27 protein-coding genes and 4 tRNA genes are annotated in these 26668 nt (G+C 45.1%); 14 read left to right on the top strand and 17 right to left on the bottom strand.

Annotation, left to right across the window (positions count from 1 at the left end):
- Positions 1–262: 262 nt before the first annotated feature.
- A complete protein-coding gene (locus tag NZ875_05610; GenBank protein ID MCS7175214.1) occupies positions 263–535 on the top strand; it encodes an HU family DNA-binding protein in 273 nt (90 codons plus the stop codon).
- 27 nt (positions 536–562) lie between these two features.
- Here NZ875_05610 and mnmE read toward each other — a convergent pair whose 3' ends face one another.
- From mnmE to udk, 13 genes are all read right to left on the bottom strand, one after another.
- Positions 563–1915: a tRNA uridine-5-carboxymethylaminomethyl(34) synthesis GTPase MnmE gene (gene mnmE / locus NZ875_05615; GenBank protein ID MCS7175215.1), complete on the bottom strand. Its 1353-nt coding sequence runs from the start codon at positions 1913–1915 to the stop codon at positions 563–565.
- 4 nt (positions 1916–1919) lie between these two features.
- A complete protein-coding gene (locus NZ875_05620) occupies positions 1920–2369 on the bottom strand; it encodes a GatB/YqeY domain-containing protein (protein ID MCS7175216.1) in 450 nt (149 codons plus the stop codon).
- Between the two features lie 18 nt (positions 2370–2387).
- On the bottom strand, positions 2388–3440 hold the full coding sequence (locus NZ875_05625; GenBank protein MCS7175217.1) for an HD domain-containing protein: 1053 nt from the start codon (positions 3438–3440) through the stop codon (positions 2388–2390).
- Complete coding sequence (locus NZ875_05630) at positions 3430–4665, bottom strand: insulinase family protein (GenBank protein MCS7175218.1); 1236 nt, start codon at positions 4663–4665, stop codon at positions 3430–3432. Before NZ875_05630 ends, NZ875_05625 begins: the two co-directional genes overlap by 11 nt.
- A gap of 16 nt (positions 4666–4681) precedes the next feature.
- Positions 4682–6856, bottom strand: a complete 2175-nt coding sequence (locus NZ875_05635) for a polyribonucleotide nucleotidyltransferase (GenBank protein ID MCS7175219.1) — start codon at positions 6854–6856, stop codon at positions 4682–4684.
- 66 nt (positions 6857–6922) lie between these two features.
- Positions 6923–7186, bottom strand: coding sequence for a 30S ribosomal protein S15 (rpsO, locus tag NZ875_05640; GenBank protein ID MCS7175220.1), 264 nt, complete (start codon positions 7184–7186; stop codon positions 6923–6925).
- A gap of 68 nt (positions 7187–7254) precedes the next feature.
- Positions 7255–7329, bottom strand: a tRNA-Gly gene (locus NZ875_05645).
- Between the two features lie 57 nt (positions 7330–7386).
- Positions 7387–7635 carry a hypothetical protein gene (locus NZ875_05650; protein MCS7175221.1) on the bottom strand — a complete coding sequence of 83 codons (249 nt, stop codon included), beginning with the start codon at positions 7633–7635 and terminating at the stop codon, positions 7387–7389.
- Positions 7636–7638: 3 nt separating this feature from the next.
- The gene (locus tag NZ875_05655) at positions 7639–7911 is read right to left on the bottom strand and encodes a stage V sporulation protein S (protein MCS7175222.1); all 273 of its coding nucleotides are present in this window, start codon (positions 7909–7911) and stop codon (positions 7639–7641) included.
- An 82-nt stretch (positions 7912–7993) separates the two neighbouring features.
- A complete protein-coding gene (gene galT / locus NZ875_05660) occupies positions 7994–8995 on the bottom strand; it encodes a galactose-1-phosphate uridylyltransferase (protein MCS7175223.1) in 1002 nt (333 codons plus the stop codon).
- A 12-nt stretch (positions 8996–9007) separates the two neighbouring features.
- Positions 9008–10468, bottom strand: a complete 1461-nt coding sequence (locus tag NZ875_05665; GenBank protein MCS7175224.1) for a glycogen synthase — start codon at positions 10466–10468, stop codon at positions 9008–9010.
- Between the two features lie 4 nt (positions 10469–10472).
- Positions 10473–12893 carry a hypothetical protein gene (locus NZ875_05670; GenBank protein ID MCS7175225.1) on the bottom strand — a complete coding sequence of 807 codons (2421 nt, stop codon included), beginning with the start codon at positions 12891–12893 and terminating at the stop codon, positions 10473–10475.
- Positions 12890–13507 (bottom strand): uridine kinase, encoded by a 618-nt coding sequence (gene udk, locus NZ875_05675; GenBank protein MCS7175226.1) that lies wholly within the window; start codon positions 13505–13507, stop codon positions 12890–12892. The genes NZ875_05670 and udk overlap by 4 nt, the downstream gene beginning before the upstream one ends.
- A 124-nt stretch (positions 13508–13631) precedes the next feature.
- Between udk and NZ875_05680 the strand changes: the two genes are divergently transcribed.
- Entirely contained in the window at positions 13632–14225 is a 594-nt protein-coding gene (locus NZ875_05680; GenBank protein ID MCS7175227.1) for a histidine phosphatase family protein, read from the top strand.
- A gap of 1 nt (position 14226) precedes the next feature.
- Here NZ875_05680 and NZ875_05685 read toward each other — a convergent pair whose 3' ends face one another.
- Genes NZ875_05685 through NZ875_05700 form a run of 4 tightly spaced genes read right to left on the bottom strand, consistent with a single transcriptional unit; the run spans position 14227 to position 18283 of the window.
- Positions 14227–14916, bottom strand: a complete 690-nt coding sequence (locus tag NZ875_05685; protein MCS7175228.1) for a hypothetical protein — start codon at positions 14914–14916, stop codon at positions 14227–14229.
- 1 nt (position 14917) lies between these two features.
- Positions 14918–15781: an ABC transporter permease gene (locus NZ875_05690; protein ID MCS7175229.1), complete on the bottom strand. Its 864-nt coding sequence runs from the start codon at positions 15779–15781 to the stop codon at positions 14918–14920.
- The gene (locus NZ875_05695; protein ID MCS7175230.1) at positions 15778–16740 is read right to left on the bottom strand and encodes an ABC transporter permease; all 963 of its coding nucleotides are present in this window, start codon (positions 16738–16740) and stop codon (positions 15778–15780) included. Before NZ875_05695 ends, NZ875_05690 begins: the two co-directional genes overlap by 4 nt.
- Before the next feature lie 7 nt (positions 16741–16747).
- Positions 16748–18283, bottom strand: a complete 1536-nt coding sequence (locus NZ875_05700) for an ABC transporter substrate-binding protein (protein MCS7175231.1) — start codon at positions 18281–18283, stop codon at positions 16748–16750.
- Between the two features lie 54 nt (positions 18284–18337).
- On the opposite strand from NZ875_05700, the gene NZ875_05705 reads away from it, so the two are divergent.
- The 12 genes from NZ875_05705 to uvrA all read left to right on the top strand — a co-directional run bounded on the left by NZ875_05705 (position 18338) and on the right by uvrA (position 26665).
- Positions 18338–18751 carry an OsmC family protein gene (locus NZ875_05705; protein ID MCS7175232.1) on the top strand — a complete coding sequence of 138 codons (414 nt, stop codon included), beginning with the start codon at positions 18338–18340 and terminating at the stop codon, positions 18749–18751.
- Positions 18752–18760: 9 nt separating this feature from the next.
- Entirely contained in the window at positions 18761–19315 is a 555-nt protein-coding gene (locus NZ875_05710; protein ID MCS7175233.1) for a macro domain-containing protein, read from the top strand.
- A 4-nt stretch (positions 19316–19319) separates the two neighbouring features.
- Positions 19320–19616 (top strand): DUF1844 domain-containing protein, encoded by a 297-nt coding sequence (locus NZ875_05715; protein ID MCS7175234.1) that lies wholly within the window; start codon positions 19320–19322, stop codon positions 19614–19616.
- Positions 19613–20698: a redox-regulated ATPase YchF gene (gene ychF / locus NZ875_05720; protein ID MCS7175235.1), complete on the top strand. Its 1086-nt coding sequence runs from the start codon at positions 19613–19615 to the stop codon at positions 20696–20698. Before NZ875_05715 ends, ychF begins: the two co-directional genes overlap by 4 nt.
- Complete coding sequence (locus NZ875_05725) at positions 20691–21050, top strand: divergent PAP2 family protein (protein ID MCS7175236.1); 360 nt, start codon at positions 20691–20693, stop codon at positions 21048–21050. The genes ychF and NZ875_05725 overlap by 8 nt, the downstream gene beginning before the upstream one ends.
- Before the next feature lie 12 nt (positions 21051–21062).
- Positions 21063–22568, top strand: coding sequence for a YifB family Mg chelatase-like AAA ATPase (locus tag NZ875_05730; GenBank protein ID MCS7175237.1), 1506 nt, complete (start codon positions 21063–21065; stop codon positions 22566–22568).
- A gap of 109 nt (positions 22569–22677) precedes the next feature.
- On the top strand, positions 22678–22866 hold the full coding sequence (locus NZ875_05735) for a hypothetical protein (protein ID MCS7175238.1): 189 nt from the start codon (positions 22678–22680) through the stop codon (positions 22864–22866).
- 19 nt (positions 22867–22885) lie between these two features.
- The gene (locus tag NZ875_05740; GenBank protein MCS7175239.1) at positions 22886–23443 is read left to right on the top strand and encodes a hypothetical protein; all 558 of its coding nucleotides are present in this window, start codon (positions 22886–22888) and stop codon (positions 23441–23443) included.
- A gap of 68 nt (positions 23444–23511) precedes the next feature.
- A tRNA-Lys gene (locus tag NZ875_05745) sits at positions 23512–23587 on the top strand.
- A 2-nt stretch (positions 23588–23589) separates the two neighbouring features.
- Positions 23590–23677 (top strand) — tRNA-Leu (locus tag NZ875_05750).
- Between the two features lie 4 nt (positions 23678–23681).
- Positions 23682–23756, top strand: a tRNA-Gly gene (locus tag NZ875_05755).
- A gap of 146 nt (positions 23757–23902) precedes the next feature.
- Positions 23903–26665 carry an excinuclease ABC subunit UvrA gene (gene uvrA / locus NZ875_05760; protein MCS7175240.1) on the top strand — a complete coding sequence of 921 codons (2763 nt, stop codon included), beginning with the start codon at positions 23903–23905 and terminating at the stop codon, positions 26663–26665.
- Positions 26666–26668 lie beyond the last annotated feature (3 nt).

A 26668-nucleotide genomic window follows, 5' to 3' on the forward strand; every position in this document is an offset into this window, starting at 1 on the left:
ACCTCCCTACAAGATTTTTCACTCAATAATACCATAAAATCAGCCAATATCAGGCTCTAGATTTCCAAAAATTTGAAAATATGGCGAGAATTTTTCTCTGGCTTCATCTAGTTCCTGTTTCCACCGTATTTCTTATAACTTCATTCAACGTTTTCATCGAAAAATTCTAGACCCACTTGAAATGACTCGCCCCAAAGTGCTATTATACAAGCAAGAGGGAGATATGATCTCCCGAAATCGCTGTAAGGAGGGGGGTTGAAGGATGAACAAGAAGGAACTCGTCGACAAGGTCGCGAAGAAAGCCGGACTCAAGAAGAAAGATGTCAAGAAGATTGTCGACACGATGCTCGAGTCCATCACTGAAGCTCTGGCCAAGGGTGAGAAGGTCCAACTCGTTGGCTTTGGAAGCTTCGAGGTCCGCAAAGCTGCACAGAGGAAGGGTGTGAACCCACAGACGAAGAAACCAATCACGATACCCGCAAGGAAAGTACCAAAATTCAGACCCGGCAAAGTCTTGAAGGAAAAAGTTAAGTGAGTTTAAGGGGGCCACCTAGCCCCCTTCTCATTTTCCAACACAGAAATCTTTGAATATACGTTCGATCAGATCACTCGTGTATTCTTTCCCCAGCAAATTATCGAGTGCTTTGAGACATTCTCTCAATCTTTCTGCTACGATATCCAACTTTTCGAGATTCATTTCTTCGATCGCCGATTCGAGGTTTGTTTGACATGACAATAGAAGTTCGTACTGGCGTGCTGTGGTGATATAGCCTTCACTGTTTTCAAAAAGATCTTGAACTTGTTTTACTATCTCTTCTTCGAGTTGCTCCACACCCTCTCTCTTAAGGGCAGAGATCACTAGAACGTGAGCGTTCGTTCCAAGCGCTTCTCTTAGGCTTTCGATATCTATCTTTTCAACCACATCGACCTTGTTCACCACAACCAAGTATCTTTTTTGCTTTATGAGTTGTAGTATCCTCAAATCGTCCTCATCCAAGGGGGAACTCGCATCGAGAACAAAAAGAATCAAATCCCCCTGAGTTGCCGCGTTTATAGCCCTTTCTACACCTATTTTTTCAACCCTATCGTGTGTGTCCCTTATGCCCGCAGTATCGAGCAATGTGAACGTGATACCCTTGATAGTTACACTGGCCTCTATGATGTCACGGGTTGTACCCGGTACCTCCGTCACGATCGCTCTTTCCTCATTGAGTAAGGCATTGAGTAAGGTCGATTTACCAACGTTAGGTTTACCTACTATGACTATCTTCAAACCTTTCGAGATAGCCAATCTGCTATCCGCATTCTTCAAAGCTTCATCCACTTTGCCGGTAAGCTCTAAAAGCATCGTCTTCATCTGCGTTGGTTCGGTCAAAACTTCATCAGGATAATCGAACTCAACCTCTATCTGGGCAAGCACACCTAGAAGATCTTCTCGTAACTGTTCAACCAGCTTGGCCAATCTGCCCGAAAGATTCGCCGCTGCCATTTTAACTGCTGTTTTCGATGTTGCTTCTATAATTTGTTTTATAGACTCAGCCTTGGTCAGGTCCATCTTGCCATTCAAAAAAGCTCTCTTGGTGAACTCACCAGCTTCCGCAAGTCTCGCGCCAGTTTGCAAAAATCTTTCTAAAACCATTTGGGTCACGATGGGTCCACCGTGACACATCACTTCCACCATGTCTTCACCCGTGTAAGAGTTGGGAGATTTGTAAAAGACGACCACAACTTCGTCCAGTACCTGGCCGTTTTCGTCCAAGACAAAATTATGGTAAACTCTTCGTGGTTCAATGGTGCTTGGTACACTGCTGAGGGTTTGGAGACAAATCTTCCAAGAATCCGGGCCGCTCAAACGAATCACCGATATTGCACCGATACCTCTGGGACTCGATATGGCAGCTATTGTATCTGACAATCTCTCAACTCCCAGCGAGAAGTTCGGAAACGATCTTGTTGACGAGTTTACCGTCGGCTCTTCCTTTGACATGTGGCATGATGGCTTTCATAGCTGTTCCGATGTCTTTTGGTCCGGCCAGTTTCAATTCTGAGATGATCTTCTTGGCAAGCTCTCTTATTTCCTCCTCACTCATTTGCTTAGGCATGTAGGACTGTATAATTTGAATTTCCTCTTTCTCTGCTTGAGCTAAGTCTTGTCTTCCGCCTTTTTCGTACATTTCTATAGCTTCCTGCCTTCTTTTTATCTCTTTCAGCATGATCTGAAGTATTTCTTCGTCCGTGGCTGGTCCGATCTTTTCAACTTCAAAATTTTTGATTGCCGCTAAAATCATTCTCAAAGTCCTCACTTTCGCTTCCTCTTTGTTTTTCATGGCATCTTTTAGATCTTGACTCAACCTTGCTTTCAATTCCACAGTGCTCACCTCCAAATTTCATTCGATCACTGAAGCCACCTTGAGATCTCTCACCTCGGTCAGATCGATGATCTCACCGTACTCCGTTTGAACAATCGGTCTTAAAGGATTGTTTCTATTCACACCAACCACGATGGACTTGTGTCCATTGCTGAGCATAACTGTAGTACCTATAGGATAAAGTCCCAGTATGGAGATCATGGTCTGTACCACCTTGGGATCCAGTTTTCCCAGGGAAGCCAATTTCACAAGTTCTGATATGGCTTTGTACGGCGTCCAAGATGGCTTGTAAGATCTACTCGAAACGAGTGCATCGTAGATATCAACGACGCTCACGATACGTGCAAACAAACTTATCTGCTGATCTCTCAATCCAGCTAAATAACCAGATCCATCGATCTTCTCATGATGATCTCTAACGCTGCTCAAAACATTTTCATCGTTCAAACCAGATTTTCTGCAAATTCTCTCACCGAACATCACATGTTTTTTCATGATTTCGAACTCTTCGGGTGTCAACCGCCTTGGCGCTAAGAGTATTTCTCGTGGGACCAAAACTTTGCCCACATCGTGGATCATGGAAGAGAAAGCAAGATGAGAGAGTGACTCCAGTTTTAAACCCATTTCCAATCCGATCAGGGTTGAAATCATACTCACGTGTACTTCGTGGGTGTACGTGTACTCCTCGTCAGTTTGCTGAACGAGAAAGACGAGTGACAACTTGTCACCATAGCTTTTTAAAACGTCACTCAAGATAGTCTGTGAAGCCCTCCAAACTTGTTCACTATCTATTTTGAATTTTTCAACGGCGGAAATGAATACCCGTTTAATCTCCTCTTTGGCCGTTTCGATCTTCTGCGGATCAACTACCGGAGGTAAAAACTCGTTCACCTTGACCCAGATTCGATCGATGCCGTTGAGTTTGAGAATCTCGATCTTGTCCGGTGTGATATTGTTTCCAGCGTCGATCAAGATCCGTCCATCTGGGCCCTTGATAGTTTCCAGGGAAACTTCTACTCCCGTGAGCGCTTCCACACTCTTCAAAATGATCTGTGAGGCTTCAATCTTCAATCGCCCTCACCACACCACTTTCGGTGCCGGCCGGCACTACACCTACCCAGTGCCACGGTCTTTCACAAATCTGCCTCCAAAGAGTCCTCACACGCTTTAGAGTAACTGCTTCGATCCTCTTCAACATCTCGTCCACGGTCAATGGTTCACCTTTCGCCATCAAAAGTTCTAGTACATATCCAAATATGCTCGAGACACTCTCGGTCATCATCTTGAGTTTGCCCATTAGGCGCTGTTTTCCGTACTCGAACAGATCCTCGGTTATGTCTTGCTTCGCTATTTTTTTCAATTCTTCAACATACTTCTCCAATTTGTTCAAGCTCGTGCAAGCGTACACACCGAAGATACCTTTGTCCTTCCAGACGGTGTTCAAGACATCCACATCGTAAACGAGTCCAAGTTGCTCTCTTATCCGCATGAACAAAAGTGAACTCATACCGCTACCAAGCAAAGTGCTCAATACCATGAATGCAGGATAATCTTCACTGGATACGCCACAATCGAGACGCGTCCCACTTATCAGATGTACCTGCGTCAGGTCTTTTTTACCCTCACAAACAGTTCTTTCTGGCTTGAAAAGAACATCAATCTTCGGAGGATCGATACCTCTGTTGTTTGCCTCAAGAACTTTCTTCAACTTTTCTAGAACGCTTTTGGTCACTTTGCCGGCAGCAACTACGTCTACATTTCCATAGTACGACGAATGAAAGGCTAGGACCTTTTCTCTGTTGAGTCTTTCGACTGTCTCTTTGTAGCCACTCACCGGCCGCGAGTACGGTTCCTCAAGATAAGTCTCAGCGAATAGATCCTGCACTCTACTTTCGTGATCTTCGTTGTAAGTTTTTATTTCTTCAATTATAACAGATTTTTCAAGCTCTATCGATCTCTCTTCCAGAAGGGGGTTGAAAACTATCTCCGAGAGAATTTCGATGGCTTTCTCATGATGGTCGTGAGGTACTTTCGCGAAGTAAACGGTGAAATCCTTCGTCGTGAAAGCGTTTAGACCCCCTCCAACGATCTCAAGATTGAATTTCAATGTGAATTCATCAAACTTTTTGGTACCTTTGAACGCAGCGTGCTCAATGAGATGGGCTAAGCCAGCCTCATTTGGCTCCTCATTGGCAGAGCCAACTGGTACGATGAACGCGAGCGACAGTGTTTTGACTGAAGAAATGGGCACGTAGTAAATGTGCCCATTTGAAGCCTTTGTGATTTCAATTTTCATGACACGTGCCTCCGTTTCAATCTTCGTCCGATTTTGGCTTGTTTCTGGGGCGTACTGGGCCTTTTTCCTCCTTCATCAATCTTTCCCGGGTCGGCTTTCTTTCCCCTTCAGAATGGTCTGAAGATGGTATTTCTTCGAATTGGAGTCTGCCCAGATTGTCAATGTTACACACTTTAACTTTCAACGTGTCGCCGATCTTTAGAGTTTTAATGTTGCTTGCTATTTTGCTCTGATGCAGAAGTCCTATCTTGCCCGGACCGACTTCCAGAAAAACTCCGAAAGGTTCTATGCGAGTGATTTTACCTTCGAAGATGTCTCCAACTGCTATGTCTCTGACTATTTCGTTTATCTTGTTGATCGCTGAATCAACCTTCTGTTCGCTATTACCTATAACGCTCACACGACCAGTTTCGTCGTCCACGGATATTTGAACGTCGAATTCCTTTATGATGCCTTTTATTACACGCCCACCCGGTCCAATGATTTCTCCGACTCTCGTCGGGTCAACAACCGTCGTTTTTATGATGGGTGCATACACAGAAAGGCTAGATCTGGGCTTGTCGATGGTGTTGTACATCTTCTCGAGTACGAACAATCTTGCCTCTTTGGCTTGATTCAGAGCTCGATACAAGAGTTCCCTTGAAACACCCGAAACTTTGCAATCCATTTGGAAAGCGGTGATACCATCTTTTGTGCCGGCCACTTTGAAGTCCATATCACCCCAATGATCTTCCGCACCCATTATGTCTGTCAACACCACTTCTGAATCAGGTTCAATGATCAAACCCATCGCAACACCAGCGACGTGTTTCTTCACAGGTACACCAGCATCCATGAGTGCGAGCGAACCTGAGCACACTGTAGCCATCGATGATGAGCCGTTGGACTCGAGTATCTCCGAGACCACCCTTATCGTGTAAGGGAACTCATCTTCCGATGGTAAAACGAATTTCAAAGCACGTTCTGCGAGATGTCCATGACCTATTTCCCTCCTGCTTGGTCCCCTGAGTGGTTTCACTTCCCCGGTGCAAAACGGTGGGAAATTGTAATGCAGCATGAACCTCTTGGTGCCTTCCTCCAGAATCGTGTCGATGATCTGCTCGTCCATCGGGGCACCCAGCGTTACGATACCCAAGCTTTGGGTTTCTCCCCTGGTGAACAGCGCGGAACCATGGACTCTCGGTAACAAACCAATTTCACAACTTATCGGTCTGATATCCTTAGGACCTCTCAGATCTAGCCTGATGCCTTCCTCAACGATGATTCTCCTCATTCTGTGCTTCATTTTTTCCTCGTACAGATCTTTAAGTTGAATGATGTATTGATTCAGCAACTCTTCAGCATATTTTTCCTTGAGACGATTAACGATCGATTCGTAGTATTCACCGATTGCTTGAGCCCTTGCTTTTTTGCCTTGTGTGAGTAATCTCTTACGGAGCTCTGCTTCATCGATCAATGAGAGGAAATCCTTCTCGATTTCCTCGGGTAACTTTTTCTCCTCGATTTGAACTTTGGATACGTTGAATTCACTGATGATGTCCTGCTCGAATTCAACGATCTTCTTGATCGCATCATGAGCCTTGAACAAAACCTCTATCATCTGCTCTTCACTGACTTCTTTCGCCTCACCCTCAACCATCGTTATGGCATCCGCTGTTCCAGCGACCACGATATCGATCAAGCTTCTTTCAATTTGTTCATCCGTTGGAAAGAAAATCACTTCTCCATCGATGAGTCCAACCCTCACGGCAGCGACCACGCCGTTGAAGGGTATATCTGATACGTTGAGCGCCAAGGATGCAGCCATCACACCAACCACGTCTGGGGGATTGACTGGATCAGCTGAAATGACGGTGACTATCACTTGAACTTCATTTCTAAGATGCTTCGGAAACAGAGGCCTTATAGGTCTATCGATGGTGCGGGCTGAAAGTATGGCAGCTTCGCTCGGTTTACCCTCACGTTTAATGAACCCTCCTGGTATCTTTCCAGCCGCGTAAAACCGTTCTTGAAATTCTACAGTTAGCGGCACGAAATCGACACCCTCGGTCACTTGATCAGACATGACCGCAGTTGCTAGAACGGTCGTGTCACCAATTCTCGCCAAAATGGCTCCGTTGGCTTGTTTCGCCAACCTTCCATGCTCAACATAAAACTCTTTCCCCAAAATGGTTCGATGCCAGTATTTCAAAACTATCACCTCTCCATCAAGAAACTAAAAGCGGGCCAGCGCCCGCCCTCTCCTTCGTTTTCCTCTTCATTTCCTCAAATTCAACTTTTCAATCAAGCTTCTGTAGGACTCGGGATTCACTCTCTTGAGGTATCTCAGCATCTTTCGCCTTCTTCCGACCATCTTCATTAAGCCTCGTCTGGAATGAAAATCCTTTGGATGCAATTTCAAATGCTCAGTGAGATGGTTGATGCGAGCCGTCAGAAGTGCGATCTGTACCTCCACTGAACCTGTGTCCTTCTCGTTGATTCTGAATTGTTCAATGATCTGTTGCTTCTGCTCTTTGTCCATGCATACACCTCCACCTCTTACAGCCTTCAACCCAGAAGGGGAATTTCACCCTCATCCGAGTTGAGGTCTGGAGCGGGCGACGGGGGTCGAACCCGCGACCCTCAGCTTGGGAAGCTGATGCTCTACCACTGAGCTACGCCCGCTCGCCAAAAAATAATTATACCACATTCGAGTGGTTCATCAACACTGATGACGGAAACTCAGCTCGTGGAAAACTTTTCTTTCAACAGTTCCAAAACACGCTTGGCGTTGTTTTCCTGCAACAAGATTCTGAAAAATTCATATGCCTGCAGATCGATTTCCCCAGTTTTGTTCAAAAAATAAACTTTCAACCTGGTTTTGAAAAGCTCTTTTTCCACCTCTGCCATGGAAGCAATACTTTTCACCACTTCGATCAATCGTTCATCGTGCAAACAAGCTTCTGCGATCTGCAGGAGCACATCGTCCATTCATCAAGCTTGCTTAGCCGTCACAAAAACCTTGAAAGATATGCCAGTGCGCGTTTCGTTCTCGATCTTGGCTTCCATGAAACCGGGTACCATGTAAAGATCTTTGCCGTTCTCGTTTAGGAATCTGCGAGCAACGGCTATTGCCTTGACAGCTTGGTTAACAGCCCCCGCACCTATCGCTTGGATTTCGACTCTGTCCGATTTCGACAGAGCACCTGCGATGGCTCCAGCCACCTTGTTCGGATTCGAACTCGAACTGACTTTCAAAATCTCCATTCGACCAATCCTCCTTGATCTGTAAAAATATCTCGTGCACAGTTTCTAAGGGTACTGTGCTACGAGTGATTTTACCATACATTCAAGTTATTTCAACTGCCCGCAAATACTTTGCGGCTTCTTCCGGTGGCATCGGGTTTATGTAGAATCCAGAACCCCATTCGAATCCAGCAACGTTCGTGAGACGTGGAACGATTTCCAAATGCCAATGGTAATAAATCTTACCCTCACCGTCCGTTGGGGCAGTGTGTAGCATGAAATTGTACGGAGGATTATCCAGTGCGGCAAAAATCCTATACAACGTGTTCTTCAAGATCTTTGCAAAATTCTTTACTTCCCTCTCTGTTACGTCACCGAAGGAGTGCATGTGACGTTTTGGAAGTATCCAAGTTTCACATGGAAATCTCGCCGCAAAGGGTTCTATCGATACAAAATCTTCGTTTTCTTCAACGACCCTTTCTTTTCTTTCCAGTTCTTGGCTGACTATGTCGCAGAAAACACACCTTTCTTTGTAAGAATAGTATTCCTTAGAACCAGACAGCTCTTCTTGAACTCTTTTCGGAACAATGGGTAATGCGATCAGTTGACTGTGAGGGTGGAGCAACGAAGCTCCAGCATCGCGACCATGGTTTTTGAAAATGAGGATGTACTGAACCTTCGAATCTTTGGCTATGGTCTCATATCGAAGCTTGTAAGCCCAAACAACTTCTTCGACTTGCTTGTGATCCATCAGCGCCAAATGAGTGTTGTGATCAGGAGTTTCAACGATCACTTCGTGATAACCAAACCCATCCATCGCGTCAAACATGCCAACTCCATACCGTTTCGGGGAAAGAGTAGGATTCACAGCACCGAATTTGTTCGGAACGATCCTCACCCACCAACCAGGTGTGTTTGGAGCAGTATCAGCTGGCCTGAACGCGAGAACCTCAGGCGGTGTCGTGTGTTCGTTGCCGTAGTCGAAAGGACAGAACGCAGCTTTTTCTTCGACTTTTGGCCTAGCAAAATCGTGTGGTCGTTTCGCACGTTCGGTGGCGATGATCACCCAGCGTTTTAACACCGGATCTTTTCTGAACTCGGGCATGTTCGATCCTCCTCAAACTCTTCTCTTCTTCAGAGCTTCTTGATATACTTTCAAGTATTGCTTGGCAGAACGCTCCCAAGAGACATCCGTTTGCATCGCGTTTTGAATAATTCTTTTCCAATGGTGCTTTTCATTCCGGTAGAAATGAATCGCCCTCGCAACTGCCAGGAGTAAATGAGCAGGGTCATACTCTCTAAAGCCAAAACCGTTACCTAGGCCTGTCTGTGCATCGTATTCCTTCACAGTGTCAGCTAAACCTCCTGTATAGCGCACTATTGGAACCGTGCCGTACCTCAAACTGTACATTTGACCCAACCCACAAGGTTCATACCTTGAAGGCATGAGGAACATATCACAACCAGCGTAAATTTTCTGCGCGAGTTCTATGTCAAACTTTATATTGCTTGAAACTTTGTCTGGATAATCCTTCTGAAGCCTTTGAAACATTTCCTCATATCTTTTTTCGCCGGTACCTAAAACTATGAACTGCACATCGAACAAGAAAAGGTAATCTGCGATCTTTTCAATCAAATCTAGTCCTTTCTGATCTACCAACCTGTTTATCATACCGATGAGGGGTACGTCTTCCCTCACCGGGAGGTTCAAATCTTTCTGTAGACGTTTTTTGTTCTCATATTTCTTCTCCAAACTGTTCAGATCGTAATTGACGTAAATCTTTTTATCCGTCGCAGGATTGTAATCTTCGTAGTCTATCCCGTTCAAAATTCCGTAGAGATCTTCCGCTCTGAGTCTCAGCACACCGTCGAGTTTCTCACCGTATTCTTCCGTTTGGATCTCCTGCGCGTAGGTTGGGCTCACGGTGGTGATGACATCGCTGAACAATATTCCGCCCTTCAGAAAGTTTATACGACCGTAAAATTCCAATCCATCTATGTTGAAAAGATATCCTGGAAGGCCAGCGAACTTCATGTAATTCGGGCTGAAAACACCTTGATATCCGAGGTTGTGGATCGTAAAAACAATCGCGGTTCTACTGAAGAAAGGATCGACTCTATAGAGTGTTTTCAAATAAACTGGGACCAAACCCGTCTGCCAATCATGAGCATGCACGATGTCGAATTGCTCAGAAAGATGCTTTATCGCTTGAATAGAAGCCGCACAGAAAAATATCGCTTGTTCCGCGAGATCAGGCCCTTCATACACGTTGTCCGCTGAAAAATAGTAATTGTTCGCTATGAAGTAAACAGTGACGTTGGAACCGGGCAACTGCGATTTGTAAAGATCGAATTTTTCTTGCGTTTGTACGTTCTCAACGGGTATAGATTTGGCAACCTCCACGATTCGATATCCAAACTTCTCGCTATTCTTCAGAACCAGCTTGTGCAAGGGCATGAAGATCGAAACCTTAGCCCCACTTTTTTCTATCGCTTTGGGCAAAGCACCAATCACATCGGCAAGTCCCCCAACTTTGGCAAAGGGGTGAACTTCATAAGCAATCATCGCGACCCTCATATCTTCACCTCGCTGTCGGAATTATAGCATGATCCTTTTGAAACTGAAGAAGACTGCTGAGAACTTCCTCCAATCCAACTTGAAAGAAAAATTTTCCATCTTTCAATCCCAACTTGACGTAAGGTATCAACGGAATTTGGTAAGAGATATGCCCATTGAAGTACAACTTAGCCCAGTACTCTTCATCTGTGCCACGCAACATGCCAAAACTCAGTGCGAGACCGTCGAGCGCAAAGAATCCGTCGAAGCTACCAAAATTTGTTCTTATCGTCGGGAGAACCACCTCCATCTCGTACACTGGGCCTTCAAGCCCCAACCTCCCGCTCACTTCCAGCAACAATCCTTTGAATAAGAACGCCTTCGAGAGTCCGAAGTACATACTTGGCAATATTCCAACGGTGAAAGAAAAATCAGCGAATCTTTTTAGGTGTATAAGTCCTCCAACACTACCTAAAGCATATCCGAACGCGAGTTTTGGGATCGTTCCATCACTCGATATGTCCAAGCCCATCGCCACGGAAAACACATCGTTTTTTAAACTCTTTGAGGTTTTGCTAGATATACTTAAGTCGATCGTTAACCTTTGGTTCAACGTCGAAAGTGATACCGTTAATCCCCTTGAACTGTTGAAGAACACTTGACCATAATGCATGTTGACAGTTTTCACAAATGCTCCCGCAAGAACGTTATCCATCAAATCGTCCCAAAAACCAACCATCACGCCTGCTCCAAAATCCTTTTGAATCAAATCTATCCATGGAAACGGCAGTAAGAATCTCATCTTCAACGCATCGTGGTACTGTATTGAAGAAATTTCCACATCTTCCAACTTTAACCAGTCATTACCGAGAATCACTTTGGGTTCTTCGATACGCTGCTCAACGATCTTGGCATCTTCCTTGAACAGTGCATAACCGCCTGGGAGTGGCTTGATCGAAAAGATGTATCCTTCATACTGTACAGCAGAGATACTGTTGCTGACACCCAATTCATGGATTTGATTCGTTCGAAGATCTAACCTGAACGTTCGAAGTTCACCTTTTCGATCGCTGACAAAATAAATCACATCTCCCAGAACGACAGGTGAAAGCTTTGCTTTTCCATCACTCGTCAGTTTGATCAATCTTTCACTCTCAAGCATGTAAAGATCAACATTTCTAGCATCCTTCGCTGTGAAAACGATGCGATTTTTCGAAGCGGAGATTTGAAGCGGTGTTAAGTTGTGTGGAATAACAACGTCTTGAGTGATGGATCTTTTCACATCCAAAACTTTGATCTTTCTTATGTCGTTCTCTTGAACGATTAAAGCTAACCTCTCATCGTCTACCCACGATACGTCGATCACATGTTTCACATTTAAATCATTCACAGAACCGTTCCAGAGCAACAGTTTAGAAACGTACCTTCCTTCTTCAACTACCATTTTCACAATTGCGAGTTCTCTTCGAGAATTCACCGAGAAACTCACTATGCTTGGAGTTTCCAACAACTTGTGATGTTTGCCTTCGAAGATATCGTAGAAATAGATCGCACTTGTTTCATCATAACCTTTGAAGATGTAATAAACTCTCCACAATTCCAAGTTCAATTTTGAAGCCAGCAGGGAAAGTTCGGTCAGCTTTTCACCATCAAAGGAACGCTCAACGTTCGACCAAGCTTCTTCAAGCTCTTTGGGAGAAGCAATTTTCCTGAGATGCCTATAGAATGTTGCGAGTGGATCTTTGGAGAAATCCTCCACCAAATGGACAGTTGCCCCTCTCTTTTTCTTTTCAATCGTTTCGAGCAGAGCGTAGCCGAAAGTGTAACTCGCTCCACCAGGTGTGAAACGCGTTGTGTTGATGGAGGAAGCGTATCTCAAACCGATATCTGTGGACAAAGCGTTCTGTTTGTAAAGATCGAAAATCACATCGTTTGCCCTACCTTCTCCCTGCTCTTTCGACTCGTAAACTATTGCGACTCCTTCGTGCAAATACATGGGAGTCAAGATCGATTGAACGGCAGCAGCTACAGAATGCCCAAAGATCGAGAGTTTTTCTGCATAAGGTGCGAACTTATTGGCAAGAAAAAGATGAGCAAGTTCATGTCTGAAACAGAATACAACCCAGTCTTCATAGTTTGGTGTGAATTGGTACGGGTCCATATCGCTCACGTAGATGACGATCACGTTGTTCAATGGATTTGCATAACCGTTAGAAAGATCAGATTTGAGCAGATAAACTTTCGGTCGCTTCCGCAAGGAGGATTTGAACTCAGCCGTGAAGTTCTCGTACACTTCATCTGCTTTTTGGGACAATCTGTACGCCGATCTTGCCAAACCATCATCGTAAAGTATGTCCAGATATTTTGTGGATAACATGTTGAAAGTTCCTGCTGCCCAGAGAGTGGAAGCAACGATGATAAGGAAAAACGAGTGTAACGATCTCATCCGCTTCTCTCCAATCTTTTAGTTATGTAGTTGACAACGACCTCCACTGCCCTGTCGTTGTAACCACCCTTTGGCACGATGATGTCTGCGTAGCGTTTCGTTGGCTCCACGTAGGCATCGTGCATAGGTTTAACAGTTTCAAGGTATTGCGCTATCACGTTCTCAACGTTTCTTCCTCTCTCTTTGATGTCACGCATGAGCCTTCTTATGAATCTGATATCGCTTTCGGCATCCACATAAACTGAGAGTTCATAAAGTTCTCTGAGTTCTTCATAATAGAGCGCAAAGATGCCTTCGACCAAAACCACTTGCCTTGGTGAAAAACTGATCGTTTCATTCTTCCTAGTGTAGGTCACAAAATCGTAGGTAGGAACCTGAACCGTGTGACCAGAAGACAACTTCCGCAGATGTTCGACGAGCAGTTGGTACTCTATAACATCTGGATGATCATAGTTGACTTTTCTGCGTTCTTCCAGTGGCATATGACTCATATCTTTGTAATAGTTGTCCATTGGTAATATCGCGCATCTCTCTTCACCCAGATGCTGTACGATCCTTCTCGCAACAGTAGTCTTCCCAGAACCAGTTCCTCCACCTATACCGATCATGATCAAGCTTTCAACCCCTACATAACTCAATTTAACACATCCTGTTGAAAATAGCCAAGCAAAACTTACCGATCATCAATATAATTGAATGGAATCCAAATCTTGGTGGAATTTCCGGACGGTGATGTTTTTGAAAATTTTTCTCATCAGACATGCCAAGACCGATTGGAACGATCTAGGCCTCTGGCAGGGAAACACCGATGTGCCTCTGAACGAAGCTGGTTTTGAACAAGCAAAGAAGATCGCTCAGAAACTTTCAAAGCAACATGTAGAAGCGATCTACACTAGTCCGCTTTTGAGAGCCAAGCAGACCGCTTCCGTCATCTCGGAGATGTTGAACGTTCCACTTTTTATCGACGAACGGCTCAGAGAGTGTGAGATATCTCTGTGGAATGGTCTGACGATGCAAGAAACACTCGAAAGGTACTACAACGAATACACGCTTTGGTCAACACAACCCAACGCTGAGATCGAAGGTGTAGAATCCCTCCAAGAAGTTCAAGATCGTTTTCTGCGGTTCGTTGAAGAGATCAACAAGAAAGCCTTCGAGTCCGTTGCGGTGGTGTCACACGCATTGATACTTCGAACGTTCATTTGTTGGGTGTTGAAGTTACCACTCACAGAGCACAAAAATTTTAAATTGGACAACGCCTCAATCAGTCTCGTTGAAACGCAGAGTAGATCGCGGTTAGTTTATTTGAACGACACTTGTCATCTTGATTGACTCAAAATATCTTGCTACTCGCCTTGGGACCTGGAGTTTTGTCGTACGCCTCGATCGGCCAGAATCTGTAAACGTATTCGTACCTATCAATTTTCACGTTCGGATCCTTTGGTACGTGGAATAAATCGTGAACAGCGGTGACATACTTATAGAACGTGTCTCCACGGGGAACGAGTTCTACTACGACATTGAACATTACGCTGTAACCGCTCATTTGATCGTAAAACAACAACGTCGCTCTGGGATCTTTCAGCACATTTCGATAACTGTTTTTATAGAACATTTCTATACTTGAAAGTATTCTTCTATCAAAAATTTCAGGTTTTTCGTACAGATCGAGCAAAAATTGTACTCTTTCTTTGAACGTTTCGTTCACACCCTTTTGTCTCGCCATCTCTATGAGGTTGATCGCCTTGTTTGCGAGTTCTTCAAGATACTCCTGCTTTGGTACCAAGCCGAGTCCTTTGATGCAACTGTTTATTGGAAACTCACCCTCCTTCGAGAAAGTTGACATGACAACGGTGTGTGGTGAAAAATTCGGCACACCCTTTTCCAAACCTAGAAAGATCTTCAAACTCTTGGTGCGTGTTTGAATCTGCCAGTTGAAAAATGCTTCATCCATTTCGTGAAGCTTGTAACATTTTTCCTCTCCGTGAACATTCACAAAAACGTTGTTGGTTGTGAATTTCATATCATTCCCTCCTGTTAGAAATTTTGGGATTCAAGATCCTTTCACTCGCCACACCGAGCGACATTATCGAAAAAGAAGCAAGAAAGATGGCCAACCCTGGGAAAACGATCCACCACCATGCACCAAGAACGAGTGCGTTACACGTTCTCGCCAAGCTCAGCATCTTGCCCCATGAAACAACCCTTGGATCTGAAAAGCCCAAGAAAGACAACCCCGCTTCCGCGAGCATCGCACCGGCGGCGGAAAAAGCCGCGTTCACCGCTAAAACGGGGTATGAAGCAGGCAATAGATGTTTCCTGATGATGTACCACTTGCTCGCCCCAGCGCAAAAGGCCGCCTCAACGTAACCCCTCTTTTTTTCAGAAAGAACTATTGCGCGAACCACCCTCGAAACGCCAGCCCAACCAAAGATGACCAGTACGAACACTAAAGTCCAAAAACTACTCCCCAGATACGTCAGGATCATTATCATGATCGGAAGACCTGGTAACACCATGACGAAATCGACGGTCCTCATTATTAAAGTGTCGATCCCCTTACCAAAAGCGGCCGCGATCACTCCGAGCAAACCACCAACGACGGTGACACCGAGAGCTGTCAAAGCTCCTACAGTCAGTGAAGTTCTAGTTCCATAAACGATCTGGCTGAAGATATCAGCACCGTACCAATCTGTGCCCATGATGTGTCGCTTTGAAGGAGGTTGAAGCCTACGACCTCTTTGGGTGATATCGTAAGGATTGTAAGGAGCAATCAGTGGTGCAAAGATTGCACAGAAGACGAATGAGCAAAGAATCACAAACCCAACCGTTCCTTCAAAAGAACTGAAAAGCTCATAGAAAAAGTAGAAGATTCTTCTGCGTCTCATTCAAATCTCACCCTTGGATCGAACACTGCTTGCAACACATCCGCGATGAAGTTGGCGAGAATTACAGAAACGATCGTTATGATGACCGTTGCTTGCAATAAAGGATAATCTGAGTTCCTTGAAGCTTCGAGTACTAAAAGACCCATGCCTTTCCAGGAAAAAATGGTCTCGATGAGCACAGCGCCACCCAGCATACCAGCGATACGAAGCGTGAGCATGGAAAAAAGAGGACCCAAGACGTTCCTGAGGATGTGCCTCTTTCTTATCCGCCGTTCGCTCAATCCTTTCGCCTTAGCTGTGAGAATGAACTCTTCGTTGAGAATCGAAATAACCATGTTTCTAACATACATAGCGAATCCCGGTACGTTCACCATGAAAATCACAAGCCAAGGGAGAAAGGCATGCCGAAGCAAACTTAAAAACGCAGAAATGCCTGTTGCGTTCGAATCGATCATTCCCTGAAGTGGAAACCAACCGAGTTTGAAAGAGAACAAAAGTACTAACAGCAACGCAAACCAAAACGTGGGAACAGAATGGAGGGCAAAAGCCACATAACGAACGAATCTGTCTGCGAAAGAATTCCGCTTGCAACCTATATAAACACCGAGTTGCAATGAAGCCAGCATACCGAGAAGCGTTGGAACAGCCGTGAGCAACAACGTCCAGGGTAGTCGTTCCAAAACCACACTCACGACGCTTCTGTTGTAAGTGTACGATACTCCAAGGTTTCCTCTGAAGAACTGTTTCAAAAAGCTCAAATATTGAATGAGCACAGGTTTGTCCAAACCGAAAGCGGCCTTTATCTCCTGCTTGACTTCTTCAGGAATCCTGGGATCGCCATAAAAACGCTCTGCCGGATCGCCCGGCAGAGCCCTTATGAGAATGAAACTTACAGTCAATGCGAGTATGATCGTCAAAAACATCTGGATTATTCTCTTTATAAGGTAAGAAAAACTCATGAGAATGTCACCTTACAGGTTTAAGCGATTTCAACGATTCTACATTCATCACACCTTCCGTTGGTGAAACAATCCAACCTGTGAAGTTCTTAACACTGTAGGCTTCTATATCCACAGGCACAAGTATAGGCACAACGGGGACGAATTCTGCAATGAGTTTTTGTAAATTCTTAAAAGCTTGAATGCGCTCATTTTCAGAGAATGCCATCCATATAGATTCAAGTGCCGAATCGAGCTCCTTAATACTCACACCGCCGTAATTGAACCCCGTCACTTGACCATCCTTCATCGTACCTCTAGATGAATGTAGATGGTAGAATGCCATTTCTGGATGGCTCCCAAGATTGTAAGCGTGCAGTGCCAGATCGAAGTCAGCCTTTTTCAACTTCGTCGTCAAACCTTCTGGCCCTTGAACATCCAATTCAACCTCAATACCGACGTTTTTCAGATAGAGTTTGATATACTCAGCTGTATCCATCGATCTCCTATCGGAAGAAACCAAAAGCGTCAGTTTTCTCCCATCGTAGTTACTCTTCTTCAAGAATTCCTTGGCCAGCGGTAGATTCTGTTGAACAGTCCCCACACTTTCATCGTACACGACCTTCGCTCTTTTCGGTATCAGTCCAAGTGATGCGATGTCTGCAAGACCACCGTAAACTTTTTCTACGAGCTCTACGTAGTTTAAAGCATGGAGTACAGCCTTTCGGAAATTCACATCGTTCATCGGGGCTTTTCTGTGATTGAACATCACTACGTTCACCACGCCACCCTCGATGAGAGCAACCTTCACGTTGGGATACTTGGTGGGATTCTCCATGACCTGTTTAGCCAACTCTGGATCAAGATTCCAGAAAAGATAATCGTAGTCACCCTTCACTAATCCCAAAAATCCCATGGTCTCATCTTGGACCGTATGAAAAACTACGGTTTGCAAATACTGGGGTGCATCTGGATGATCTTTGAAAAACTTTAAAACAACACTCTGTGGAGTCAATTTTTCGAAAGCGAGTAAACCGCTACCGATTGGTCTTTCAATGTTCGGGAATTCCAGTGGTTTTTCGATCTTTTCCCAGACAGCTTTCGGGATGATCGGTATCGCCATGGGTGCAAAAGAGAGCATCGAAACGTTCATCGTTCTGAAAGTGAGCTTCACGGTTTTCTCGTCCATTTTCTCAGCACCTGTCAGGTAAGCAAGGATCGGACCGAGTGGGAGTCTCTTTTGAAGGATGTAATTGAACGAGAAAACCACATCGTCGGCCGTAACGGGTGAACCGTTGTGGAATTTTCTGTCTCTCAACCTCAAGATCAAACTGTTGTTCGAAAAGTCCACCTGGAAGTCTTGAGCTAAAGCTCCCACGATTTGACCAGAACGTTCCGTCAAAAGCGTCTCATAAAGATAACCAACGACGATGCGCTCAGCGGAAGATTTTACCAAAAAGGGATTCAAAGACCTCACTTCACCTAAAACTGCCACGTTGAGCTGGGAGCAAAGCATCGAAGATACAACCACTACGAGTAGCGTTAGTATGAGAACTCGTTTCATTCTCTACACCCCCTTCGAATTTCGTTTGTTATTATTATACAGGAGGTGCTTCGATTGAGAACAGAATGGCTTGGTAAGATGGCATTTCTTGCTTACACAGATTCAAACAGGCAAATTTTGATGGATGCGAAGAAAGAAAACGGAGGCTTATCCGCAGGACCAAGTCCGATGGAACTCGTACTCGCAGCACTCACAGGTTGTACCGGTATTGATGTGATCTCGATACTTTCCAAAATGAAAGTGATCGACGAGGTGGAAAGTTTTAGAATGGAAGTTTCAGCGGATCGCGCGCAAGATCATCCAAAAGTGTACACGAAGATCCATTTGAAGTATATCTTCAAATTCAAAAACCAACCACTCAAAGAACAGGTTGAAAAGGCTGTCCAGCTTTCACAGGAGAAGTATTGTAGCGTCTCTGGTATGTTGAAAAAATCCGCAGATCTAACTTACGAGATCATCTATGAATGAGGTGAACTCATGCTTTTAGCGAGTTTCAAATTTTTCAGCACAACGATCGAAATCGTTCAAGATGATATCACGAAACAGGACACCGAGGTCATAGTGAACGCCGCTAACTCTCATTTGAAACACGGTGGAGGCGTGGCCGGCGCGATAGTCCGCGCAGGTGGGGAAGAAATACAAAAGGAAAGCGACGAATATGTGAAAAAGAATGGACCAGTTCCAGTTTCAGAGGTAGCAGTCACTAAAGCAGGAAAACTGAGAGCGAAATACATTTTTCACGCTGTCGGTCCCAGATGGGGTGAGGGGAACGAACACGAAAAACTCTACAGAACCGTTCAGAACATTTTGAAAAAGGCGGAGCAAATGAGTGTAACTTCGATCAGTATTCCGGCTATAAGTAGCGGTATTTTCGGTTTTCCGAAGGATCAGTGTGCCGAGGTCTTTTTTAAGGCCATAACGGATTTCCTCACAGAGAGGCAAAATACTTGCTTGAAACTCATAAGGCTTTGCAACATAGATGAGGAGACGAGTAGAATCTTTCTCTCCGTTTTTGAAAGGAGCGGGAGGTGAGAAGGTGCAGAACGAGGAGAAAGAAGTTGTAAAACTTTCCATGCAAGAGTTGATAGTTCTTTTCTTCAACACCATTGCTGGTCGCTGTTGGGCAAGATTGGGCCTCACGAGAGACGAATACGGTGAACTGAGACAAGATCTCAAAGAGGCCAGGATGGGCATCGATGTACTCGATGCGGTTTTGAAAGCGATTGAGGATGATCTGGAAGAAGATCTCAAAAGAGAACTCGAAGCGGTCTTGGCTAACTTGAAACTGAACTACTTCAATCAGTACAGCAAGACGAAAGAGGTAAAAACATGAAAAAGGCAGGCATAGTTGGCCTCCCAAACAGTGGAAAGTCAACGCTTTTTAACGCACTGACGGATCAAAGTGTCCCAGCAGAAAAGTACCCATTCTGCACGATAGATCCCAACGTAGGAATACTCGCCGTTGAGGATGAGAGATTGACAAAGCTCGCTCGGATGGAAGGTTCCAAACAGCAAGTTCATCCTTTTTTTCACATCGTCGATATCGCCGGTTTAGTGAAAGGGGCGAGCAAAGGGGAAGGATTGGGTAATCAGTTCCTCGATCATATAAGCAAAGTGGATCTGATTTTTCATGTTGTTCGTTGTTTCAAAATCGACGATGTCTCCCACCCCATGGGCAGTATCGATCCTGCGAGGGACATCGAAATAGTGGAGGTCGAATTGATACTGAAAGATCTAGAGACAGTGAACAAAAGGATCGAAAAGATCTCCAAACAAGCTAAGGCTGGGGAAGAACACGCGCGATTTGAGCTTCACTTTCTCGAACAATTGAGAGCACATCTTGGAGCTGGCAAACTCGCAAGAACCCTTCAGAGGAATCAACAAGAACAATCTATTTTGGATTCCTTGTTTCTCCTCACAGAAAAACCGATCGTGTACGTTGCGAACGTCGACGATTGGGGACTAGAAAACGGCTTGGACAGAATCGTTGAGCGAATGGCGAACGAAAGATCCTCTGCTTTTCTCGCGGTTAATGCTCAGTTGGAGTTCGAGGCGAGAGAACTCTCGGCCGAAGAAGCGATGGAATTACTCTCAGCTTATGGATTCAGAGAGAACCTTAAGAAAAGGTTCTTGACACAGATCAAACGCGCCCTAAAGCTCATATGCTTCCTCACCGCAACAAAAAATGAAGCGAGGAGCTGGTTGATCCCTGAAGGAACATCGGCGTACGATGCGGCAGGGATGATCCATTCGGATATCCAAAGGGGATTCATAAAAGCTGAAGTGATTCCTTTCGAAGAACTGGTTCACTATTCTTCCTTCAAGGAAGCACGTGAAGCAGGCGCGGTTAAATCACACGGTAAGGATTATTTGATCAGGGAGGGAGACGTTGTCCATTTTCTCTTCCATGCTTGATCTTCTGAAAAATACGCCGTTGGTTGCGACAGTTCTTTCTTTTCTGGTTGCGCAGCTCATAAAGATCGTCACACATCGAAATTTTAAGGCTTTCAAAAAATACGGTGGTATGCCGTCAGGTCATGCGGCAGCTATGGCTGGACTCGCATTCACACTTGGAAGATGTCTAGGCTACGCATCTCCCATCACGGCAGTTGCCGTAGCTTTGCTCATGGTTGTCGTGTCGGACGCGGTCAACTTGAGACCCTACGTCAGGGAAGATTTGGGCCACACCTGGCTCGAAGCCTTCGCTGGTATTGCGGTAGGGTTCATCGTCTCTCACCTTCTACCAGCGAGAATTCCTCTTTGGTGAAGGAGGATTTCAATGCCTGCAAAGCTCTCTTCTGCAACACTCGTTGGTTTGAATGTCTTTCCAGTCGAAGTAGAAGTGGATATCGACAGAAGAAGTGTCATACACGATGTGGACATCGTTGGACTTGGGGACACCGCAGTGAAAGAGAGCAAGAAGAGGATCAAGAGCGCTTTGAAAAATTCTGGGTTCGATTTTCCACACGGAAGGATCATCGTCAATTTGGCACCTGCGGATCTTAAAAAAGAAGGTACTTCTCTGGACCTACCGATAGCGATGGGCGTTCTGCAAGCTTGTGGACATCTAAAAAAGTTTGACTTTCTTTGCATCGGAGAGCTATCGCTCGACGGTAGAATCAGAAAGGTCAAGGGCGTGCTCACCATGTTATTACAGCTCTCAATGGGTGGATTCTCAAAGCCTATAATCGTTCCAAAAGAAAACGAAGTGGAAGCCAAAATGGTGAAAAATCTAAAGATTTACTGTTTTGACCACGTGAAACAGGTCGTTGAGTTCATCAACGGAATGATCGTCCATGAACCTGTTGAGTTCGAAGGACTTCCGCCATTCTCCTACGATGAAGATCTCGATTTCTCCGATGTGAAAGGTCAGACTCTCGCTAAACGTGCCTTGGAAATCGCTGCCGCAGGCGCACATAACGTGCTGATGAAGGGAAGCCCTGGGGCAGGTAAAACCATGCTTGCAAAAAGGATCTGCACGATATTGCCACCCTTATCTGAGGAGGAAGCTTTGGAAACCTTGATGGTTTACAGTGCGGTGGGTCAAATCGATTTTGAAAAACTCAAACGCCCTTTTCGTGCACCACACCACACCGCATCGAGTGTGGCCATCATAGGTGGAGGGAACGACGCGAGACCGGGTGAAATAAGTCTTGCACACAACGGTGTGCTTTTTCTAGATGAATTACCTGAGTTTCGCAGAGACGTTATAGAGGCTCTCAGACAACCCCTCGAAGAAGGCTCTGTGACGGTCGCGAGGGCCAAGGTAACTGTGACTTATCCTGCCCGTTTCATGCTCATCGCAGCAATGAATCCCTGCCCGTGTGGAAACTACGGTGATCCGAAAACCGTTTGCAACTGTTCGCCTTACGACATCATCAGGTACAACAAGAAAATTTCTGGACCTATACTGGACAGGATTGACATACTCGTTCATGTAGGAAGGATAGATCCAGAAGAGTACTTTTCAAAGGATTCCTCCGAGAGCAGTGTGAAGATAAGAGAGCGTGTTTGCAGAGCGAGAGAGATCCAAAAGAGAAGATATAAAGATGTCAAAATCTCAACGAACTCCCAGCTCAACTCTAAATTGATCAAGAAGTTCATCAAAGTCGATGAGAAAACAGAACAACTTTTGAAGCTCACAGTTTCGAAGTACAATTTGTCAGCTAGATCGATAGACAAAATCTTGAAGGTCGCAAGGACTATCGCTGATCTAGAAAATTCACAAAATGTCGAGTACAAACATGTTGCCGAGTCAATTCAGTACAAACTGAACCAAGAATGATCTCGAGCTGGTCCGATCCAACGGGAGTGAGAGGATAATAAAAAACCATCTTGATTAGAAACGCTGGTTTTTGAAAAGATTTCCAGACGATAGAGCTTACGAACGCTGAATGGTTCAACCAAAAATGGATCTGGACGATGCTGATTTCATTGTTGTCTGTCCTCTGATACAACGAGTTGCTCAAAAAGTTTATTTGATGATCGATGATGCTATCAGATTCGATGGTCGATCCAAAAAACTGAGGAAAATGGCGATGTTACTCGACAAACACTGTATTTCAATCCGAATCACTTTCTAGGTGGTATCATCTGAAGTTTTTGACGAAAAACTTTGCAGAAAGAACTGTAGAACTGTCAAGAACGGTGTTTGATTCGTTTCAACTTACTCCACCAAGTTTGAAAGCTTTTTGTATAATCTCTTTGGTGAAAGCTATGGAATGGATGATAGTGTATTTCACGAGAAGTGGAACTTGCGAGAGAATAGCAAAAAAGATCGCTGAAACGACAGGTTTTCGCGCTGTCAGGTTGTACGATGATGTGAATTGGTCTGGCTTTCTTGGTTTCATGAAGGCAGGTTTCTACGCTTTGACTGGAAGGCGAACGAAGATCGAAATTGAAGAAGAGCTCAACGCTGATCGATTCGTTCTGATCACACCCATCTGGGCCGGATCAATCACACCAGCTGCACGGACTTTCATTGAACATTTCGGTCCATCGAAAATATTACTCGTGACCGTTTCGGAAGTGACTAAACCTGAAGATGTCTCGAGGTCTTTGAAGAAGAAATACAATTTGCTCGGTGTTCACGGCTTCACAAAGAAGACCAATGAGAGTGAAGTGATGAGGCAATTGGTTGAAAAGTTGCAAAAGATTTGACGGACCTTTTCACCTCTTGAAAGACCCAAGGTCCTGTGATAAGATTGTACTTGCACTGTCGACTGGTTGACCCGCTAGCTCAGCAGGCAGAGCACCTGACTTTTAATCAGGGGGTCCTGGGTTCGAGTCCCAGGCGGGTCACCAGGGCGAGAGTGGCGGAACTGGCAGACGCGCTGGACTTAGAATCCAGTGGGCGATGAGTCCGTGTGGGTTCAAGTCCCACCTCTCGCACCAAATTGCGGGCGTAGCTCAGCGGTAGAGCGTCTGCTTGCCAAGCAGAAGGTCGCGGGTTCGAAACCCGTCGCCCGCTCCAAAGATAACCCCCTGTGTCACAGGGGGTTTTTTCATTGTTTTCGATCGTAAAGAACTCCATACTTAAAACAATTTTCAAGTAGCTTCAATGAGATCTTGTCGCGCATGGATCATAATTGATATTTGGTGCGGAGGTGTCAAAAAGTTTTGAATTCCATCAGAATAAAAGGTGCAAAAGTACACAACTTGAAAAACATAGACGTGGAAATACCGAAGAACACCATCACGGTTATAACTGGATTGTCAGGTTCAGGAAAGTCATCCCTCGCCATGGACACGATATACGCTGAAGGCCAAAGGAGATACTTAGAATCGCTCTCAGCCTACGCGAGACAGTTTCTGGGGGAGCTCAAAAAACCTGACGTAGACTCTATCGAAGGTCTTTCCCCAGCCATAGCGATAGATCAAAAAAGCGCATCACACAATCCGAGGTCTACGGTGGGCACAACGACGGAGGTTTATGACCATTTGAGGGTCTTGTTCGCAAAAATAGGCGAACCACACTGTCCTTCCTGCGGTAGACCCGTTGAAAAGAAGAGTATAGACGAAATCGTCAAAGACGTTTTTTCAAAGTTTTCAGCTTCGTCACGCGTCTACGTACTTGCACCCATCGCGATCGATAAGAAAGGTACATTCAAGAAAGAGTTACAAACACTCGCTTCTAAAGGATTTGTTCGTGTTGAAATCGATGGACAGATTTTTCGAATCGAAGAAGTGGGCGAATTGGACAAGAACAAGCGACACACGATAAAACTCGTCATCGATAGATTGATACTATCTGAGAACGAGAAACACAGGATCGCAGACGATATAGAGATCGCGTTCAGAGAGAGCAACGGTTTTGTGGAAATCAAGAATGCCGATACGAACGAAAACCTCCTTTTCAGTGAGCACATGATGTGCCCTGTCTGTGGTATAGGCCTTCCAGAGATAAATCCAAAACTCTTTTCGTTCAATAACCCTTACGGTGCCTGCCCGAATTGTCATGGATTGGGTTACAACCTCCAGATAGACCCTTCACTCGTTGTGAACGAGAACTTGAGTATAGAAGAAGGAGCACTTTTACCCTTCGGTGAGAGTGAGTATTATCTTTCCATCGTGAGCAAAATTGTGAAACTGTTTGGTGCTTCCACCAAAGTTCCATTCAGAGAACTGCCATCAGTTGTTCAAGATGCTCTTCTCTATGGTTATGCAGATTTCGAAGGTGCAGTCAATTACGTCGAAAGACGCTATGAGCAGACCGCCTCGCAAGACGTGAAAGAATGGATAGAAAAGAATTTCATCGTACAAAGGATCTGTCCTGTTTGTAACGGTAAAAGGCTCAAGCCTGAGGCGCTCGCCGTCACCATCAGGGGTCTCAACATAATCGATGTGACGAATTTGACTATAGACAAAGCTCACAAATTCTTCGAAGATTTACAAAATTCTTTGTCTGAGAGAGAAATCAAAATCGTTGGCGATCTTCTGACGGAGATCAGAAAAAGACTACAATTCATGATCGACGTTGGCTTGGGATATCTGACCCTTTCTCGGCCAGTCAACACCTTATCTGGTGGGGAAGCTCAAAGGATCAGGCTCGCAACTCAAATTGGCTCTGGGCTGACGGGAGTCACATACGTACTCGACGAACCCACGATCGGTTTGCACCAGCGCGACAACTTGAGATTGATCAACACACTCAAGAAATTGAAAGATCTTGGTAACACCGTTATAGTCGTCGAACACGACGAAGAAATCATAAAGAACGCCGACTACATAGTCGATCTCGGCCCGTACGGTGGAGATCGCGGGGGAAAAGTGATCTTCACTGGAACCGTTAAGCATCTGATCGAGAACCCAGACGGGTCTTTAACTGGGCAATATCTATCGGGCATGAGGAAGATAGAATACCCAGTTACTCGGAGGAAGGGAAATGGGAAGTTCTTGACTGTGGTGGGTGCGAGGCACAACAACCTGAAGAACATCACCGTCAAGTTTCCACTCGGCACATTCATATGTATCACGGGAGTTTCGGGATCGGGAAAGTCTTCGCTCGTCATAGATACACTGTATCCCGCGATCATGAATTCGATTTACAAGACCAAGCTACCCGTTGGAGAACACGACAGAATAGAAGGCTTGGAGAACATAGACAAGATCATCGCAATAGATCAATCACCCATAGGTAGAACTCCCCGCAGTAATCCGGCCACTTACACGAAAGTTTTTGACGATATAAGAGAACTATTCGCAATGACTCCGGAAGCGAAAGCGAAGGGTTACAACAAAAGCAGGTTCAGTTTCAACTTGAAAGGTGGAAGATGTGAAGCTTGTCAGGGACACGGCTTGGTCAAGATCGAGATGCTATTCTTACCAGACGTTTACGTTGAATGTGATGTTTGCAAAGGCAAAAGATACAACGAAGAAACGCTTCAAGTCAGATACAAAGGGAAGAACATATACGAGGTGCTCGAAATGTCGGTGGAGGAAGCTTTGGAGTTTTTCAAAAATGTACCTACCATTCGTCGAACGCTGAGCTTACTCAACGAGGTGGGGTTGGGGTATATAAAACTGGGTCAAGCGGCAACGACGCTGTCTGGTGGAGAAGCGCAGAGAATAAAACTCGCTTCTGAACTGAGAAAGGTAGCCACTGGTAAGACCTTATACATATTGGACGAACCAACCGTTGGCCTCCATTTTGAGGATGTCAAAAGGTTGATAGGTGTGCTTCACAAGTTGGTCGACAAGGGAAACACCGTGATAGTCATCGAGCACAACCTCGATGTCATAAAGAACGCAGACTACGTGATCGATCTTGGACCAGAAGGTGGCGACGATGGGGGATTCCTGGTGGCCTGTGGCACTCCTGAAGAAGTTGCAAAGGTAGAAACGTCACACACAGGAAGATTTCTCAAGGAAGTTTTGAGGTGATAA

It is taken from the genome of Pseudothermotoga sp., assembly GCA_025060105.1.
In the GTDB taxonomy this organism is placed as follows: Bacteria; Thermotogota; Thermotogae; order Thermotogales; family DSM-5069; genus Pseudothermotoga_A.